Source organism: Nocardioides sp. (genome assembly GCF_035576065.1).
GTDB lineage: Bacteria > Actinomycetota > Actinomycetes > Propionibacteriales > Nocardioidaceae > Nocardioides.
This window is the reverse complement of sequence record NZ_DATLWX010000031.1, coordinates 135,333-151,489: the sequence shown is the minus strand read 5'-3', so window position 1 is coordinate 151,489 and position 16,157 is coordinate 135,333. Positions and strand designations below refer to the sequence as shown.

At 69.4% G+C, this 16,157-nt stretch carries 14 protein-coding genes; 6 read left to right on the top strand and 8 right to left on the bottom strand.

All coding sequences use genetic code 11. The features are described from left to right. The first annotated feature begins 452 nt into the window (after positions 1-452). Positions 453-1,028: a LysM peptidoglycan-binding domain-containing protein gene (locus tag VNJ48_RS15510; protein WP_325603671.1), complete on the top strand. Its 576-nt coding sequence runs from the start codon at positions 453-455 to the stop codon at positions 1,026-1,028. Positions 1,029-1,124: 96 nt separating this feature from the next. Here the strand turns inward: VNJ48_RS15510 and VNJ48_RS15505 are convergent, their stop codons facing one another. From VNJ48_RS15505 to VNJ48_RS15480, 6 genes are all read right to left on the bottom strand, one after another. Next, entirely contained in the window at positions 1,125-2,306 is a 1,182-nt protein-coding gene (locus tag VNJ48_RS15505) for a SpoIIE family protein phosphatase (protein ID WP_325603669.1), read from the bottom strand. Continuing rightward, the gene (locus VNJ48_RS15500; protein WP_325603667.1) at positions 2,307-3,107 is read right to left on the bottom strand and encodes an alpha/beta hydrolase; all 801 of its coding nucleotides are present in this window, start codon (positions 3,105-3,107) and stop codon (positions 2,307-2,309) included. A gap of 4 nt (positions 3,108-3,111) precedes the next feature. Further along, the gene (locus VNJ48_RS15495; RefSeq protein ID WP_325603665.1) at positions 3,112-3,489 is read right to left on the bottom strand and encodes an STAS domain-containing protein; all 378 of its coding nucleotides are present in this window, start codon (positions 3,487-3,489) and stop codon (positions 3,112-3,114) included. A gap of 121 nt (positions 3,490-3,610) precedes the next feature. Continuing rightward, on the bottom strand, positions 3,611-4,861 hold the full coding sequence (locus VNJ48_RS15490; protein ID WP_325603663.1) for an ATP-binding protein: 1,251 nt from the start codon (positions 4,859-4,861) through the stop codon (positions 3,611-3,613). 90 nt (positions 4,862-4,951) lie between these two features. Further along, entirely contained in the window at positions 4,952-6,064 is a 1,113-nt protein-coding gene (gene rlmC / locus VNJ48_RS15485) for a 23S rRNA (uracil(747)-C(5))-methyltransferase RlmC (protein WP_325603680.1), read from the bottom strand. After that, entirely contained in the window at positions 6,064-7,509 is a 1,446-nt protein-coding gene (locus VNJ48_RS15480; RefSeq protein ID WP_325603662.1) for an aminopeptidase P family protein, read from the bottom strand. Before VNJ48_RS15480 ends, rlmC begins: the two co-directional genes overlap by 1 nt. Positions 7,510-7,566: 57 nt before the next feature. On the opposite strand from VNJ48_RS15480, the gene VNJ48_RS15475 reads away from it, so the two are divergent. From VNJ48_RS15475 to VNJ48_RS15460, 4 genes are all read left to right on the top strand, one after another. Next, on the top strand, positions 7,567-8,685 hold the full coding sequence (locus tag VNJ48_RS15475) for a PrsW family intramembrane metalloprotease (protein WP_325603660.1): 1,119 nt from the start codon (positions 7,567-7,569) through the stop codon (positions 8,683-8,685). Beyond that, positions 8,682-10,457: a dynamin family protein gene (locus VNJ48_RS15470; RefSeq protein WP_325603658.1), complete on the top strand. Its 1,776-nt coding sequence runs from the start codon at positions 8,682-8,684 to the stop codon at positions 10,455-10,457. The genes VNJ48_RS15475 and VNJ48_RS15470 overlap by 4 nt, the downstream gene beginning before the upstream one ends. A 38-nt stretch (positions 10,458-10,495) precedes the next feature. Then, on the top strand, positions 10,496-12,151 hold the full coding sequence (locus VNJ48_RS15465; protein ID WP_325603656.1) for a GTPase: 1,656 nt from the start codon (positions 10,496-10,498) through the stop codon (positions 12,149-12,151). A 147-nt stretch (positions 12,152-12,298) separates the two neighbouring features. Next, positions 12,299-12,787, top strand: coding sequence for a single-stranded DNA-binding protein (locus tag VNJ48_RS15460; RefSeq protein WP_325603654.1), 489 nt, complete (start codon positions 12,299-12,301; stop codon positions 12,785-12,787). Between the two features lie 25 nt (positions 12,788-12,812). Here the strand turns inward: VNJ48_RS15460 and VNJ48_RS15455 are convergent, their stop codons facing one another. Continuing rightward, positions 12,813-13,685 (bottom strand): hypothetical protein, encoded by an 873-nt coding sequence (locus VNJ48_RS15455; RefSeq protein ID WP_325603652.1) that lies wholly within the window; start codon positions 13,683-13,685, stop codon positions 12,813-12,815. Beyond that, positions 13,669-14,205, bottom strand: a complete 537-nt coding sequence (locus VNJ48_RS15450; RefSeq protein WP_325603650.1) for a SigE family RNA polymerase sigma factor — start codon at positions 14,203-14,205, stop codon at positions 13,669-13,671. The genes VNJ48_RS15455 and VNJ48_RS15450 overlap by 17 nt, the downstream gene beginning before the upstream one ends. A gap of 145 nt (positions 14,206-14,350) precedes the next feature. Here VNJ48_RS15450 and ettA point away from each other — a divergent pair, with 145 nt between their 5' ends. Further along, positions 14,351-16,033, top strand: a complete 1,683-nt coding sequence (gene ettA, locus VNJ48_RS15445; RefSeq protein ID WP_325603648.1) for an energy-dependent translational throttle protein EttA — start codon at positions 14,351-14,353, stop codon at positions 16,031-16,033. Positions 16,034-16,157 lie beyond the last annotated feature (124 nt).

Genomic DNA, 16,157 nt, shown 5'->3' with positions numbered 1-16,157 from the left:
GCTCACGACATCACGCCCCGGAGAACCGCAGCCCGGCAGCGCCAGCCGACCCAGCGGTGTACCCGAGATCAGTCATCACGACCTTCGCAGAGTCCACGCCAACGAGATCGACGCAGCGCCACCCTCATGAATCACCGGGGCTAGCGGGGTGTGCTCCGTTGGCAGCGACCGTGTGGCCCAGTGACACCACATCCGCACGGTGTCGGACGTTCGCCGGGACGTCCGACGAGGGGGCTGCCCGGGCTACCGAGATGTCGGACGTCCCAACGACGTCCGACAAAGGTGTCGACCGGACCAGGGGGCGGCCAGGGTGGATCGATCTCCGCCACGGGACGAGCACTCCGCCCACCCCTGTGGGGGGAGCGCGTTGCGAGGAGGGTTCGGACGCCCCTAGGTTCGAGAACGGCTCGTGCGACGGGTTCTCCCGTCCGGCCCAACGAGAGGAGTCCGCAATGTCCTTGTGGGACAAGTTGAAGGATGCCATCACGACCGACGACACCGAAGCTGCCGAGGAGGCACGCCAGGAGGCGGAGGCCGCTCAGGCGGAGGCCGACAAGGCGAAGGTCGAAGCCCAGGCGCGCGCCGACGAGGCACGCCGCAAGGCTGACGAGGCCGCCGAGAAGGCCGGCCTGCCCTCGGCCACTGCGGAGGAGAAGGCCGAGGCCGACACTGCGCGTCAGGAGGCCGAGTCCGAGGCCAAGGCCGCCCAGGAAGCGCAGTTCGAGGCGGACCGGAAGGCCGAGGAGAAGGCCCAGAAGGCCATCGACAAGGCCAACGCTCGTCGGGAGAAGAAGCAGGAAGCTCGCGAAGAGCGTCAAGAAGAGCGTCAGGAGGCCCGCCAGGAAGCCCGGCAGGAGGCCCGCCAGGACGCTGCGGACGACGAGGTCTACACGGTCAAGTCCGGCGACACCTTGTCGGGCATCGGCCAGCGCTACGGCGTGGACTGGCAGGTCCTCGCGCGGGTCAACAACATCGACAACCCGGACCTGATCTTCCCGGGACAGAAGGTCAAGATCCCCAAGAAGTGACCTGACGCACGACGGCGAGGGCCGTGGCCATGCGGCCACGGCCCTTTGTCGTCCGTCGGGTTCGTCCGTCGGGGTCGTTCAGGACCCACGGACCGATCAGGGTGAAGCAGAGGCGCAGATGGCCAGCAGCGCGATGTCGTCGCGCGGGTGGTGGCGCTGGAACTCGAGCACCTGGTCGAGCACGCGGTCGATCAGGTCGGGCGGCGCGCCCGGGGCGGCGAGCGCCTCCAGCAGTCGCTCCTCGCCGAACAGCTCACCGTCCCGCCGGGCCTCGGGGACGCCGTCGGTGTAGAGGAACAACGACTCGCCCTCCCCGAGGCGCACGGTGGACTCGCTGAAGTAGGCGGGGTCGAAGGCACCCACGATCATTCCAGGTTCGCCGAAGGTCGTCGGCGGTCTCCCGGGTCGCAGGAGCAGCGGAAGCGGGTGGCCGCCGGAGCTGGCGGTGACCTGCCAGCCCTCTGCGTCACGGCGCAGCCGGAGCAACGCGACCGTGCAGAACCGGTCCGGATCCTCTGACAACAGGACCGCGTTGAGCTGGCCAAGGAGGTCGCGCGGAGATGCTTCGGACACCGCCAACGACCGGACCGTGTGGCGGACCAGCGACGTGACGACCCCCGCCTCCACCCCCTTCCCGCAGACGTCGCCGAGCACGACGGCCCAGTCGCCGTCAGCGATCTGGAACACGTCGTAGAAGTCGCCGCCCACCTCGTCGCCCGCCCCTGCCGGTCGGTAGGCGGCCGCGACCTGCAGACCCGGGATCGTGGGTGACGTCGGCGGGATGAGTGTTTGTTGAAGTGCCTTGGCGAGTTGTACGGCATGCCGCTCGGACTCCTCCGCCCGGCGTTTGGCCAGCAACAGCTCCTGCTCGTAGCGACGGCGCTCCGTCGCGTCGAAGACCGCAACCCGGACGACCCGCGGCTCACCCTCCGCGCTGCGGTCGAGCACTGCGTTGACCAGGACCGGCAGGCGAGCACCGTCCGCGGTCACCACCTCGAGCGCGATCTCCTTGACCTGCCCCAGGACGAGCAGCATCGGAGCCAGGTGCGTCTCGTGGTAGATCCGGCCGCCCGGCGTCAGCAGGTCGACGAGCCGGCGCTGACCGACCAGCTCGTCGGCGACGAAGCCGGTCCACGTCAGAAAGGTCTCGTTGACCTTCACGATGGTCCCGTCAGGCGTGGTGGAGAGGTAGCCGCAGGGTGCCTTGTCGTACAGCGCGGCCGGATCGTCGCCGAGGAGGGCCTGCTGGAACGCCGCCGTGGCGTCTGGAGTCGCCACTCAGCGATCCTGGGCCAGGAACTTCTCCATGGCCCTGATGACCTCGTCCGGAGCGCTGAGGTTGGGACAGTGACCGCTCGCCTCCAGCACCGCCAAGGAGCTGCCCGGGATGGCGCCCGCGACGTATTCGCCCACTGCCATCGGCGCGATCAGGTCGTCCCGCGACTGCATCACCAACGTGGGGACCGAGACCCCCGGGAGGTCCGCTCGGTTGTCGGAGAGGAAGGTGGCCCGGGCGAACCGCTCGGCGATCTCAGGATCGGCGCGGCAGAAGCTCTGGGTCAGCTCCGTGCTCAGCTCGGGTTGTTCAGGCGTGCCCATGATGACCGGGGCCATCGCACTGGACCAGCCGAGGTAGTTGCTCGACAGCGCCGCCAGCATGTCGTCGATGTCGGTGCGCTCGAAGCCCCCGGTGTAGCCGTCGTCGTTGATGTAGCGCGGTGAGGGCCCCACGAGCACCAACGCGGAGAACAGCTCCGGTGCTCGGAGGTGGGCCAGGACGCCGATCATGGCCGACACGGAGTGGCCCACGAACACGACGTCGTGGAGGTCCATCTCGGTGCAGATGCGCACCACGTCGTCGGCGTAGCCCTCGAGCGAGGCATATCGCTCCGCGTCGTACGGCGCCTGCGCCCCACCAGCGCCGACATGGTCGAACAGGACCATGCGGTGGCTGCTCTCGAAGTGCGGAGCCACGTAGCGCCACATGTTCTGGTCGCACCCGAAACCGTGCGCGAACAGCAACACGCGACCGTCGGGCAGACCGGTGTCGACCACGTTGTGCGCGAGGGTGACGTTCACGAGGTCACAATACGGTGGGTGACGCGGAGTCGGCACCGTCGATGACGTCGCGCGCCGGTTGTGACTGCACCGTGTTCGTGATCGTGAAGACGCGGTCCAGCGCGGTGATCTCGAAGAGCCGCAGGATGCGTTCGTTGGAGCACACGATGCCCAGCGAGCCGTTGAACGCCTGGGCCTTGCGGCGTGCTCCGACCAGGGCGCCGAAGCCGAGGGAGTCGAAGAAGCTCGTCTCGTCCATGTCGACCAGGAGGTGGACCTGGCCCTGGATCAGCAGCTCGTTGAGCACCTCGCGGAAGGTCTCCACGGTGCTGAGGTCGATCTCGCCGCGGGGCGTGACGACCGTGTAGCCGTGGGCGAACCGCGTCTCCACCGTGAGGTTCATGCCTCACACCCTTCCACGGGGCAGGAACTGGTGAGCACGCGCAAACACTAGACGCGCGGCCGCGAGGTTGTGCACGAACGGTTGCCGCCTTCACCCTTTGGTGTGGACAGCCGCCCCTCGGTCAGCGACCTGGTGGTGTCGCAGGCTGCAGCTCCGCGACGAGCATGGAGGCGCCATCGGTGCCCAGAGAGGCCGTGAGGCTGAGCCGGACCTCCGCCTCGGTGCCGTCTCCTCGCCGGACGGGGACGACGACGGCAAGACCCAGCGTGGGGCCGCGGTCGTTGAACTGGTGCAACGTGAATCCCGCGAGGTGGGTCTGGTGATCCCGCGTCGGGACGAGATCCGCCAGCTTCTTCCCGAGCAGGCTGATGGGTCCGTCGTACCTCAGCAGCGCCAACGCCGCCGGGCTTGCTGCAACGATCAGTCCGGCACGGTCTGCCCCGATCAGAGCCCGTGGCGACGCGGTCACGGCTGCGGCATCCCACGCTGCGGCGTGCTCGCTGTCCAAGCCCCCGGGTCCGGTCGGTGTCGCCTGCGCCGTCCAGGGTCGCGGCGGTCCGCCCTCGGCCTGCTCCCGGACCTGGTCGGCGATCCATCGACGGAAGGCGTCGAACTCGGGTTGCGAGGGTGGGGCCAGCAGTCGGCCTGCGTGTGCGAGGGACAGGGCAGAGTCGAGCTGCTTGTCCAAGGTCTCGAAGTGCGGCACCGAGCCCTGGGGGACGACCACGCGCACCTTCACCGTTGCTGGCTCGGGGGTAAGGGCGAGCGGGTCCGGCTCGGTGTCAGGCGCTTCCGTGCCCACCTGCTCCTCGAGGATGGCCAGGGCGTCCATGGCGGCCGCGTGCGCCTCGAGCTCGTCACTGGCCGCCACGTCGATCCCGAGGAGCAACAGGTCGCGCAGGAGCGACTTCGCGTGCTCCTGCCAGGCCTCGTGCATGCGGGCCGGCATGTTGAGGAGCTCCACGGTCACGTCATTGCCTCGCCCGCCACGCGCGGGCGCGCTGAGGTCCGCCCCCGAGATCTCCAGGTCGTGAAGGCCCTCGCCGCGGACGCTCAGGCCGAGGTGGAACCAGAAGGTCTTGCCATCGGGCCGGGTCTCGACCCCCCACTGGTCCGTCAGCTCGGCCACGAGGCGGAGACCACGCCCGGTCATGGCCAATGAGTCGTAGGAGGCCACGACGGGCAGGTGCGTGCTCGAGTCTGCGACCTCGACGCGGAGACCGTCCTCGTCCAGCGATGCGGCGACCTCGATGTCGGCACCCGTGTGGACGATGGCGTTGGTGACCACCTCGCTCACCACGAGCTCGGCCGTCTCTGCCAAGGGCTCCAGAGGCGTCCCCCTGAAGTTGCTCGCGGACCAGGCGGCGGGCACGGCCGACACTGGATGGATGAGCGGGCAGCTCTTCGCGCATTTCGCCTTCCTGGACGGGGCGATCTGTTGGCAGGGTTTCGTTGACCAGCCTCACACGGTAGTACGACGTGCCAGCAGCACCATCACCTCGAAGTGGGTGGTGTGCGGGAACATGTCCAGCACCCTCGCCTCGACGGGCAGCAACGACGGCATCTTCACCAGGTCTCGGGCCAGTGATTCGGCGTTGCACGAGGAGTAGATGACGTGGCGGACGCTCGAGGTCTCGAGCCACTCTGCGAGGGGCGATCCGACGCCCCGGCGCGGGGGGTTCGCGATGACGAGGTCCGGCGTCGTGGGTTGGGCCAGGGCCCAGGTGGTGGCGTCGTCGGCGATGAACATGACGCCCTCAGGCGCTGTCTGCGTGGCGGCGGCGACGGCCTCGACCGAGACCTCGACGCCGGTGATCGAGCGGCCGGGCGCCGTACAGGCAAGGGCGAAGCCGCCGACGCCGCAATAGAGGTCCCATACCGACGACGGCGCGATGGCGGCGACCCAGTCGCGTGCCTGGGCATAGAGCGCGGCCGCGACGTGGGTGTTGGTCTGGAAGAACCCTTGGGGGCGCAGTGCGAGCTCGAGGCCGGCGATCCGCATCGGCAGCACCGACTGGTCGGTCAGCACGATCTCACGTTCGCCCTCGAGTACGGCAGCGTGCGTCGGCTGGACGTTGAGCGAGACGACCCGGAGGAGCGGGAGCTCGGAGAGCAGCCAACGCAGGTGCTTGCGGATCCGTGCCTCGTCGGCCGTCGAGCGGACCACGAACCGCAGCATCAGCTCGCTGTCCGGCGACTCGGTCACCAGCACGTGCTTGAGCTCGCCGCTGCGCTCGCTGACGGAGTACGGCGCCAGCTCGGCGCGCGTGATGAAGCGGGCCACGACCTCCAGTGCTGCGGTCAGCCGGGGGGAGTGGAGGCTGCAGTCGCGCAGGTCGACCCCATGATGAGCGGCGTCGAGGATCCCGAGGGTGGGGAACTCGATCGTGCCGCCGACGACCATCTTGGCCTTGTTGCGGAAGCCCGCGTCGGGTCCCGCGACGGTCGGGTGCCAGACAGGACTGGGCACCAGCGATCGAGCGTGCGCCTCCTTGTCACTGAGCTGCCGTGTGCGCGGGACCTCCAGCAGCGAGCACGAGCGGCACCGCAGGTCGTCGAAGTGGCGACACTCCACTAGCGACGGGCGCCCATCCACTCCTCCACCTCGGTGGAGGTGCGGGGGAGCGCGGCAGAGAGGTTGAGCCAACCGTCCTGGGTGACCACGATGTCGTCCTCGATCCGGATGCCGATGCCCCTCAGCTCCTCGGGGACCAGCAGGTCGTCCTCCTGGAAGTACAGGCCCGGCTCCACGGTCAGCACCATGCCCTCTTCGAGGTCGCCCTTGGGGTAGATGTCGACCGAAGCGCTCCCGCAGTCGTGCACGTCCATCCCCAGCATGTGCGAGGTGCCGTGCAGGGTCCACCGGGCGTACAGCTTGGACTCGGGGTCGAGCGCCTCCTCGGCCGAGATGGGCAGCAGTCCCAGATCGGCGAGGCCGTGAGCCAGGACCTCCATCGCCGCGTGATGGGCAGCGAGGAACGCCGCGCCCGGCCTGACGGCCTCGATGCCGGCCTGCTGCGCCGCGAACACGAGGTCGTAGAGGTCGCGCTGGATCGGGGTGAAGGTGCCGTCCACGGGGAGGGTGCGGGTGACGTCAGCGGTGTAGAGGTTGCGGCCCTCGACACCCATGTCCAGGAGCACAAGCTCGCCGGGACGGATCGGACCGGTGTTGTCGATCCAGTGCAGCGTCGTTGCGTGCGCCCCGCCCCCGACGATGGAGTCATAGCCGATGTCGTTGCCCATGGCGCGGGCGCGGCGGAAGAAGGTGCCCTCGATCCACCGCTCGCCGAACTCCAGCACCCGGTCCCACTCGCGCACCGAGTCCTCGAAGCCGAGCGTCGTGATGTCACAGGCCTCGGTCAGCTCGCCGATCTCCCACTCGTCCTTGATCAGCCGGAGCTCGGAGACGACGCGCGTGAAGTCGGTGTCCAGGGTCTCGTCGGCTGCGACCAGGGCGTCGACGCGGGCGTCGTGGCCGCGGTGGACGCGGGTCTTGCCACCGCCCTGCAGCCGGGCCGGCAGGTCGTCGAGATGACGCACCTCGAGGCCGAGGCTGTCCGACATCTCGCCCAGCGACGGCCGGCGTCCGGCCCACAGCTCGCCGTACTGACGGTCCCGGAAGAACTCGTCGGTCTCGCGCGAGGCACGGGGTCGGGCGTACAGGACGGACTCGCCCACGCCGTCGGACCCGTTCTCGATGACCAGCACCGCGTCGCTGGTCTGGTTGCCGGAGAAGTAGGTGTGAGCGGTGTCGGGGCGGAAGCGGTAGTCGGTGTCGTTGGCGCGCACCTTGTAGGTGCCGGCGGGCAGCACGAGGCGCTCCCCGGGGAACATCTCGGCCAGCCGTGCGCGCCGCGCTTCGGCGTACTCCGCGACCGGATGCGGGGGCAGGTCCAGCTCGCGCTCGCCCCACCCGGTGCGCATGAAGGCTGCGTAGGCTTCGGGCACGGCCGGATCGTGGGACTCGGTGCTCGGCGCGCTGCTCTCGGGCCCGGACGGTGGCTGGGTCTGCTCATTCACGCCGCCACTGTACGCCGCAGAGTCGGCCTTGACCCCTCGCTCAGTTAGGCTCCCGGCATGCCCAGCCGCCGTCGCGACAGTGTTGCGTTCACCGTGATCGTGACCGTCCTCGTGCTGCTCGGCGCCCTCGTGATGGCCGCGGTGATCGCCCTGTCCGGCGCCCCTGACTCCCTGGCCCTGGCGGCTTTGCTGGCGGCACTGCCTGTCGGTCCGCTGGTGGGTTGCTTCATGTGGTTGGACCGCTATGAGCCTGAGCCGCGCTCGTTGCTGGTCGGCGGCCTGCTGTGGGGAGCCTTCGTGGCTACTGCCGCCGCACTGCTCTTCCAAGGCATCGGCATGGCCGGCGGCGCGACGAACGAGCAGAGCCTCTCCTTGCTGGCCCCGGTCACCGAGGAGGCGACGAAGGGCGCCTTCCTGGTGCTGCTGCTGTGGTGGCGACGACACGAGCTCGACGGCATCCTCGACGGGATCGTCTACGCCGGCATGGTCGGCATCGGCTTCGCCTTCACCGAGAACATCCTGTACCTCGCGGCCGCCTACAACGGCACGGACGGTCTCGGCCCCGGCGGCACCGACGCACTCACCGTCACCTTCATCGTCCGCTGTCTGCTGAGCCCGTTCGCGCACCCCTTCTTCACCGCGTTCATCGGGATCGGGGTCGGCGTCGCCGTGACGTCACGCAAGGGTGTCGTCCGCCTCCTCGCGCTCGTCGGCGGCTACGCCCTCGCCGTCTTCACGCACTCGCTGTGGAACTCCTCGACCCTGGGAGGCACCGGCAACTTCTTCTTCGTCTACGGCACGATGATGTTCCCGGCGTTCCTGGGGCTCATCGCCTTCGCGCTGTACCGCCGGCGTTCCGAGAAGGGCATGATGGCCGCCGCTCTCACCGACGCCTCACGACGCGGGTTGCTCCCTGCGACCGACATCCCCTGGCTGGTCGATCTGCGGGCACGGCGACGCGCGCGACAGTTCGCCAAGCAGGTGGGCGGCCAGGCCGCCGAGCGGGCCATGCGCGACTACCAGGCGGCGGCGATCGAGCTCGCCTACCTGCACCACCGATACCTCCGCGGCACCGCCCCACGTGACTTTGCCGAACGCGGCCAGGAGCATGTCCTCGCCCTGAACGCCGTACGGCCCTACATCTCCTTCCCCGGACAGGTGGTTCCGACCCGATGAGCGAGTCACAGCCGGACAAGGACCCCAGGACGGGCGGCGACAGCAGCACCCAGATGCTGACGGCGCTGGTCCGCATGCGCAGCACGCTGCAAGAGGTGCGACTGCCGCTGGAGCTGCCGAGCGCCCCTGAGCAGCGTGACGCGCAACGCGAGATGGTCGACCAGCTCGAGGACTACGTGATCCCGCGTCTCATGACGATCGAGGCGCCCCTGCTGACCGTCGTCGGCGGCTCCACCGGGGCCGGGAAGTCGACCCTGGTCAACTCCCTCGTCGGCACCCGGGTGACCCAACCCGGCGTGCTCCGACCGACGACGCGGTCGCCCGTGCTGGTGCACAACCCGGCCGACGCCGAGTGGTTCGGTCAGGATCGCCTCCTGCCGGACCTGGAGCGCGTGACCATGCCGACCAACGACCCCGAGGCACTCCAGCTCGTTGCGTCGGACGCCGTGCCCGTGGGCCTGGCGATCCTCGATGCGCCGGACATCGACTCGGTGGAGGAGCGCAACCGCGTGCTCGCGGCCCAGCTGCTCGCCGCGGCCGACCTCTGGCTGTTCGTGACCTCGGCTGCGCGCTACGCGGACCAGGTCCCGTGGGACTTCCTGCGCAAGGCCGCCGAGCGGTCCGCCGCAGTCGCGATCGTCCTGGACCGCACCCCGCCCGAGGCCGTCGAGACGGTCTCGACCCACCTCGCCCGCATGCTCGCGAGCCGCGGGCTCAAGGACTCGCCCCTCTTCACCGTCGTCGAGGGCGACGTGAACGAAGACGGGCTGCTCCCGGCCGCGAACGTCGCCGAGATCAAGGGCTGGCTGGGGTCGCTGGCGGCAGATGCCGAAGCGCGCTCCGGGGTGGTCAAGCAGACGCTCGACGGCGCCGTCCGCACACTGGCACGCCGCACTCACTCGGTCGCCGACGCAGCCACCGAGCAGGTCGACGCCGTACGCCGCCTGCGCAGCGATGCCAACGCCGCCTACGACAAGGCCGTCGCGGAGATCTCCGAGGCCTCGGCCGACGGCACCCTGCTGCGAGGCGAGGTGCTGGCCCGCTGGCAGGAGTTCGTCGGGACCGGTGAGCTCCTCAGGTCGCTGGAGACCCGGGTCGGCTGGCTCCGGGACCGAGTCGTCAATGCCATCAAGGGCAAGCCCCAGCAGGCCGAGCGCGTGACAGTGGCGGTCGAGTCGGGCCTGGAGACCCTGATCCTCGAACACGCCGAAGCCGCCGCTGAGCGCGCTGAGGCGTCGTGGCAGTCCACGGCATCCGGGCAGATCCTGCTGACCGACGCGGGGGAGGACCTCGGCCGTGCGTCCCGCGACTTCCGGCGTCGGGCCGAGCGCGCCGTACGCGACTGGCAGTCGGACGTGCTGGAGATGGTGCGCACCGAGGGCGCCGACAAGCGCTCCACGGCGCGCTTCCTCGCGTTCGGTGTCAACGGGCTCTCGGTGGCCCTGATGGTCGTGGTGTTCGCCCACACCGCCGGCGTGACGGGCGCCGAGGCCGGCATCGCCGGTGGCTCGGCCGTGCTCGGACAGAAGCTGCTCGAGGCGGTGTTCGGGGACCAAGCGGTCCGAACCCTCGCCGAACGCGCCCGGCGCGATCTCGAGTCCAAGGTGTCCGCGCTCCTCGGCGCTGAGCGCCAACGCTACCTCGACCTTCTCGACAGCCTGAACATCTCGCCCGAGGCGCCCGAGCAGCTGCGCGAGGCCTCACGTCGCGTTGATGATCTTCGCTTCGCCGCCAAGGGTGGCAGCGGAGCTACGGGAGCATCGGACGCATAGGGTGTGTCTCAACGCACCGCTGTGAACCGAGGGAGACCATGACGTCCTTGCTCGAGGGAGCCAAGAGGCTCATCTCGCGGAGTTCTGACATCGGTGCGCGGGTCCAGGGTCTCGAGCAGGCCGTCGAGAACGCCGAGGGACGGGTCGACTCCGCCGTCGTCGAGGACGCCCGCGCGGTGGTCGAGCGGGCCGCCGGTCGACTCAAGCTCTCGGCAGAGCACACCGTCGTGGCGCTCGCCGGGGCGACCGGATCCGGCAAGTCATCGACGTTCAACGCACTGACCGAGCTCGAGCTGTCGGCCGTGGGTGTCCGCCGCCCCACGACGTCGTGGGCCACCGCCTGCGTGTGGGGCCAGGCGGGCGCCGAGGAACTGCTCGAGTGGCTGGGGATCCCGGCACGCCACCAGGTGACCCGTGACTCCATGCTGTCGACGGGCAAGGAGGACAACGCCCTGCAAGGGGTCGTGCTCCTCGACCTGCCCGACCACGACTCGACCGAGGTCTCGCACCACCTCGAGGTCGACCGGCTGGTGCGGCTGGCCGACATGTTCGTCTGGGTGCTCGATCCGCAGAAGTACGCCGACGCCGCGATCCACAATCGCTATCTCGCACCGCTCGCGTCCCACAAGGACGTGATGCTGGTGGTGCTCAACCACATCGACACGGTCCCGGAGGAGCGCCGAGAGGGGATGCTCGCCGATGTGCGCCGGCTGCTCGAGGCCGATGGCCTCGGTGGGGTCCCGGTGCTCGGCATCAGCGCCCGGCACGAGTGGGGCATCGACGAGCTGAAGAAGCAGATCGCCAAGCGGGTGGCCGAGAAGAAGGCGACGCGGACGCGCTTGGCGGCCGACGTTCGCGCCGCGGCCGAGCGACTGCAGGCGGTCTCGGGGACGTCGTCGGTGCGCTCGCTGTCGAAGGAACGCGTGGCTGCGCTCGACGACGCCTTCGCCGACGCCGCCGGCGTCCCGACCGTCGTCAAAGCCGTCGAGGACTCGACCCGCATCCGGGCCAACAGGGCGACCGGGTGGCCCGTGACTGCCTGGTTCTCCAAGTTCAAGCCCGACCCGCTCAAGCGGCTGCACCTTGACCTCGGCGCCGCGGGCAAGCAGCTCACCGGTGCGTCTCGCACGTCCGTGCCCCAGGCGACGGGCGTGCAGAAGGCGCGGGTGGACACCGAGGTGCGCGCGCTGGCCGACCAGGTCTCCGACGACATGGGGCAGCCGTGGGCGACCGCGATCCGCAAGGCGTCCACGTCGAGGTTGACCGACCTCAACGACCGCCTGGACCGAGCCGTGGCCGCGACCGACCTGGGTGCCGAGAAGATCCCGATCTGGGCCGGTCTCGTGCGCGTCCTGCAGTGGCTGCTGATCGTCACCTCCGTGGTCGGGGGCCTGTGGCTGGCACTCCTCGCGTTCGGCTCCTACGCCCGGCTCCCCGACATCGATACCCCCACGCTGTTCGGGCTCCCGCTCCCGACGCTGATGTTGTTGGGCGGGATCCTGCTCGGGGTGCTGCTCGCCATGGTGTGCCGCGTGCTCGTCGGACTGACCGCCCGCAGGCGCGCCCGCGCTGCCGACAAGCGGCTCCGCGACGCGATCTCCGAGGTCTCGGGCGAGATCGTCGTCGCGCCGATCCAGGCCGAGCTGGCGGCATACTCGGCCATGCGCGACGGTCTGGCGACCGCCCTCAAGTAGCCCAGCCGGGTCGCTGCACGTCCACAGGCATGCGTACGTCGCAGCCTGTCCACAGACCTGCGTGCGTCCCTGACTCGTTGTCAGTGCCTCGCCGCAGTCTTGGCTCCGAGGGCGGACACTCCGTCCCCGAAGCGAGGAGGCACTCTGATGAACGATACCTACATCACCCTGACCGGTTGGGTCGGCTCCGACGTGACGCTGCGCGAAGTCGCCGGCGGACAGCCCGTGGCCAACTTCCGCGTCGCAACGACGCCGCGACGGTTGCGCAACAACGAGTGGAAGGACGGCAACACCACGTGGTACCAGGTGAAGGCCTGGCGCACCCTCGCCGACAACGTCGCGAGGTCGATCAACAGCGGTGACCCGGTCGTCGTCCACGGTCGTCTGGAGGCGGATGTCTGGACCAAGGAGGACGGCACGGTCAACACCCAGCTGGTCATCACGGCCACCTCGGTGGGGCACGACCTGTCCCGGGGGACGGCGGTCTTTACCAAGCCGGCGCGACCGGAGGCGGTCGTGTCGCCGCAGCAGCCCGTCACCACCGACCCGTGGGCCGCGCCACTGAGCCAGCCCATTCCGGCCTTCGCCACGGACGCGCCCGCCCCGGAGACAGTCTCCGAGGCGGACGCGGCGTAGAAGTCGCAGGCGGTGCGCCCGGTGATCAGGTCGCCGGCATCACCCAGGTGTCGTTGCGGACCAGGTCCTCCAGCTGGTCGAGGGTGAGGGGTGGTTCGTCCGCCGAGGCGCCGGGCTGGCCGTCCGATCCCCCGTCCAGGTTGTTGATGGCCGCGGCATAGACCGTGCCGCCGTCGCGCTGCAGGACGACCTCGAGGTTGGTGATCAGACCGGAGGTCGTTGATGAGCGTCGGCCGCTCACGGTGCCGTCGGGTGCACGGAGCACCTCGCACTGCACGCGCGTCGATAGGTTGGCCGGGCAGGAGAGGGCGTCAGCATCCGAGAGCGACGGCGCGGGACCGGTGGTAGGCGTTGTGACCGGGAGGCCCGGAGCCGTTAGGAAATCGACGTTCGGCAACAGCGTCAGGTAGAGCGTTCCCGGTCCGGTGGGTCCAGTCAGGCGGGGGGCGATATAGCCCAACGCGACGCCGCCCTCCGCGGTGTCGGCAATGAGGGGACCCGATGACCTCACGACCACGTCGTCGGGAAGGATGGCCCCTACCGCGGCGACCATGTCGGGGGCCAGCATGTCCCACCAGCCAGCAGGCCAGTCGACCCGAGCGGGCGGCTCGGGCGGCTCCGACGCGGTGGCGGAGGTGGGGCCGCCCGCCGGGTCGATGGAGGACACGGAGCCGCCAAGCGCGTTCGGCACGATGAGCGCCGCTGCTACGGCGGCCGCGGCCGTGCCTGCGGCGAAGCTAGCGGCCAGGCCGGCACGCCGACGCGTCCGCAGCCGACGTCCGTGCTGCAGTGCGGACGGTGCGAGACCCACCGGGACGGGGACCGCGTTGACCGTGCGCTCGAGCAGGTCGTGCAGCTCGGCTTCGTGTTGGCCCAGCTGGTCATCCGTGTGAGTCATGGCGTGCCTCCGTGCTGGCGAGCTCGAGGAGCTCGGGATCGATGAGGGTCAGGCGCAGCCGTGCGAGTGCGCGCAACGAGCGGTTCTTGACGGCCGCGGGGGAGAGCCGGAGCGTGTGGGCGGTCTCGTCGACCGAGCGGTCCTCCCAGTAGCGCAGCACGACGACGGCGCGGTCGAGAGGAGGCAGCGTGCGTAGGGCCGCCATCAGAGCAAGCCGTTCGGTCGGGTCCCGATCACTGCTCGGTCGGTCCGGCGGTGCGTCGACCGGGATCTCGCCGCTGCTTCGCCGGCGCCGGTTGCTCAGGAAGGTCTTGAGGACGATGCCATGGACGTATGCCGCAGGGTCGTCGGCCGCCTGGACCCTGCGCCAGTGCACGTAGGCCTTCGCCAGCGCGGACTGCACGAGGTCCTCGGCCGCCGGAGCGCTGGTCGTCAACAGCCAGGCACTGCGGTAGAGCGCTGGTGAGCGAGCCGCGACGAACGCCGTGAAGTCCTCGTCGATCGGCGGGGAATCTCGCATGAGTCATCCTCTCCCGAGCGGGCCAGGTGCCGCCGGATGTCGGGGGCTGAGTTGCATCCACATCCCAAGGACGCGGCGGCCGGCGGGAAGGTCTCAGGACTCTGCCGTTTATTGACACAGCGCCGAGCCCCGTAGGCTCCGGGGCATGGCTGAATACGTCTTTACCCTGCGCAACGTGCGCAAGGCCCACGGTGACAAGGTTGTCCTCGACAACGTCACCCTCTCGTTCCTGCACGGCGCCAAGATCGGTGTCGTCGGCCCCAACGGCACGGGCAAGTCGTCGCTCCTGAAGATCATGGCTGGCCTCGACAAGGCCAACAACGGTGATGCGATCCTCGACCCCGGCGCGACCGTGGGCATGCTCCAGCAGGAGCCGCCCCTGAGCGAGGGCAAGACCGTCCTGGAGAACGTCGAGGAGGCCGTCGGCGAGATCAAGGGCAAGCTCAACCGCTACAACGAGATCTCCGAGCTGATGGCCGACCCCGACGCCGACTTCGACACCCTGCTCGCCGAGATGGGCGACCTGCAGACCGACCTGGACCACGCCAACGCGTGGGATCTCGACAGCCGCCTGGACCAGGCCATGGACGCCCTGCGTTGTCCGCCCCCGGACGTCCTCGTTGACAACCTGTCCGGTGGTGAGCGCCGGCGCGTCGCGCTGTGCAAGCTGCTGCTCCAGCAGCCCAGCCTCCTCCTGCTCGACGAGCCCACCAACCACCTCGACGCTGAGTCGGTGCAGTGGCTCGAGGGCCACCTCGCCTCCTACCCCGGTGCGGTCCTGGCCGTGACCCACGATCGCTACTTCCTCGACAACGTCGCCTCCTGGATCCTCGAGCTCGACCGCGGCCAGGCGCACCCCTACGAGGGCAACTACACGACCTACCTCGAGACCAAGCAGGGTCGACTGAAGATCGAGGGGCAGAAGGACGCCAAGCGCGCCAAGATGCTCGAGCGCGAGCTCGAGTGGGTGCGGTCCAACGCCAAGGCTCGCCAGACGAAGAGCAAGTCCAGGCTGGGTCGCTACGAGGAGATGGCGGCCGAGGCCGACCGGATGCGCAAGATCGACACCTCCGAGATCAACATTCCCGCTGGCCCCCGGCTCGGCGACATCGTGCTCGAGGCCGACGACCTCGAGAAGGGCTTCGAGGACCGCACCCTCATGCACAACCTGTCCTTCTCGCTGCCGCGCGCGGGCATCGTCGGGGTCATTGGCCCCAACGGCGTCGGCAAGACCACGTTGTTCCGGATGATCACCGGTGAGGAGAAGCCCGACAGGGGCGAGCTCAAGGTCGGCCAGACGGTCAAGATCTCCTACGTCGACCAGAGCCGCGGCGGCATCGACCCGCAGAAGAACGTGTGGGAGGTCGTCTCCGACGGTCTGGACTTCATCAAGGTCGCCAACTTCGAGATGAACTCGCGCGCCTACGTCGCCTCCTTCGGCTTCAAGGGGCCTGACCAGCAGAAGAAGGCCGGCGTCCTGTCCGGCGGTGAGCGCAACCGGCTCAACCTCGCGCTGACGCTGAAGATGGGCGGCAACATGCTGCTCCTCGACGAGCCCACCAACGACCTTGACGTGGAGACCCTGCAGTCGCTCGAGGACGCCCTGCTCGACTTCCCCGGCTGTGCCGTGGTCACGTCTCACGACCGGTGGTTCCTGGACCGGGTGGCGACCCACATCCTGGCCTGGGAGGGTGACGCCGAGGACCCAGCCAACTGGTTCTGGTTCGAGGGCAACTTCGCTGCCTACGAGGAGAACAAGATCGCCCGGCTCGGCATCGAGGCAGCTCGCCCCCATCGGGTCACGCACCGCCGCCTCACGCGCGACTGAGCTGGCCGCCAACGGACCCGACAGCCCCGACAACGACCACGGCTCGGCGTGGGGTGCTGCCGCTCGGGCGATCCAGGGGTTCATCCTCGATCAGCTGGCGATCGGGACACTCTTGCTCGGTCTG

Bases quoted from the DNA above. Each gene is read 5' to 3' on its own strand.
- VNJ48_RS15465 (WP_325603656.1), top strand. From the start codon at position 10,496: ATGACGTCCTTGCTCGAGGGAGCCAAGAGGCTCATCTCGCGGAGTTCT.
- VNJ48_RS15450 (WP_325603650.1), bottom strand. From the start codon at position 14,205: ATGCGAGATTCCCCGCCGATCGACGAGGACTTCACGGCGTTCGTCGCG.
- ettA (WP_325603648.1), top strand. From the start codon at position 14,351: ATGGCTGAATACGTCTTTACCCTGCGCAACGTGCGCAAGGCCCACGGT.
- VNJ48_RS15470 (WP_325603658.1), top strand. From the start codon at position 8,682: ATGAGCGAGTCACAGCCGGACAAGGACCCCAGGACGGGCGGCGACAGC.
- VNJ48_RS15460 (WP_325603654.1), top strand. From the start codon at position 12,299: ATGAACGATACCTACATCACCCTGACCGGTTGGGTCGGCTCCGACGTG.
- VNJ48_RS15475 (WP_325603660.1), top strand. From the start codon at position 7,567: ATGCCCAGCCGCCGTCGCGACAGTGTTGCGTTCACCGTGATCGTGACC.
- VNJ48_RS15495 (WP_325603665.1), bottom strand. From the start codon at position 3,489: ATGAACCTCACGGTGGAGACGCGGTTCGCCCACGGCTACACGGTCGTC.
- VNJ48_RS15510 (WP_325603671.1), top strand. From the start codon at position 453: ATGTCCTTGTGGGACAAGTTGAAGGATGCCATCACGACCGACGACACC.
- VNJ48_RS15455 (WP_325603652.1), bottom strand. From the start codon at position 13,685: ATGACTCACACGGATGACCAGCTGGGCCAACACGAAGCCGAGCTGCAC.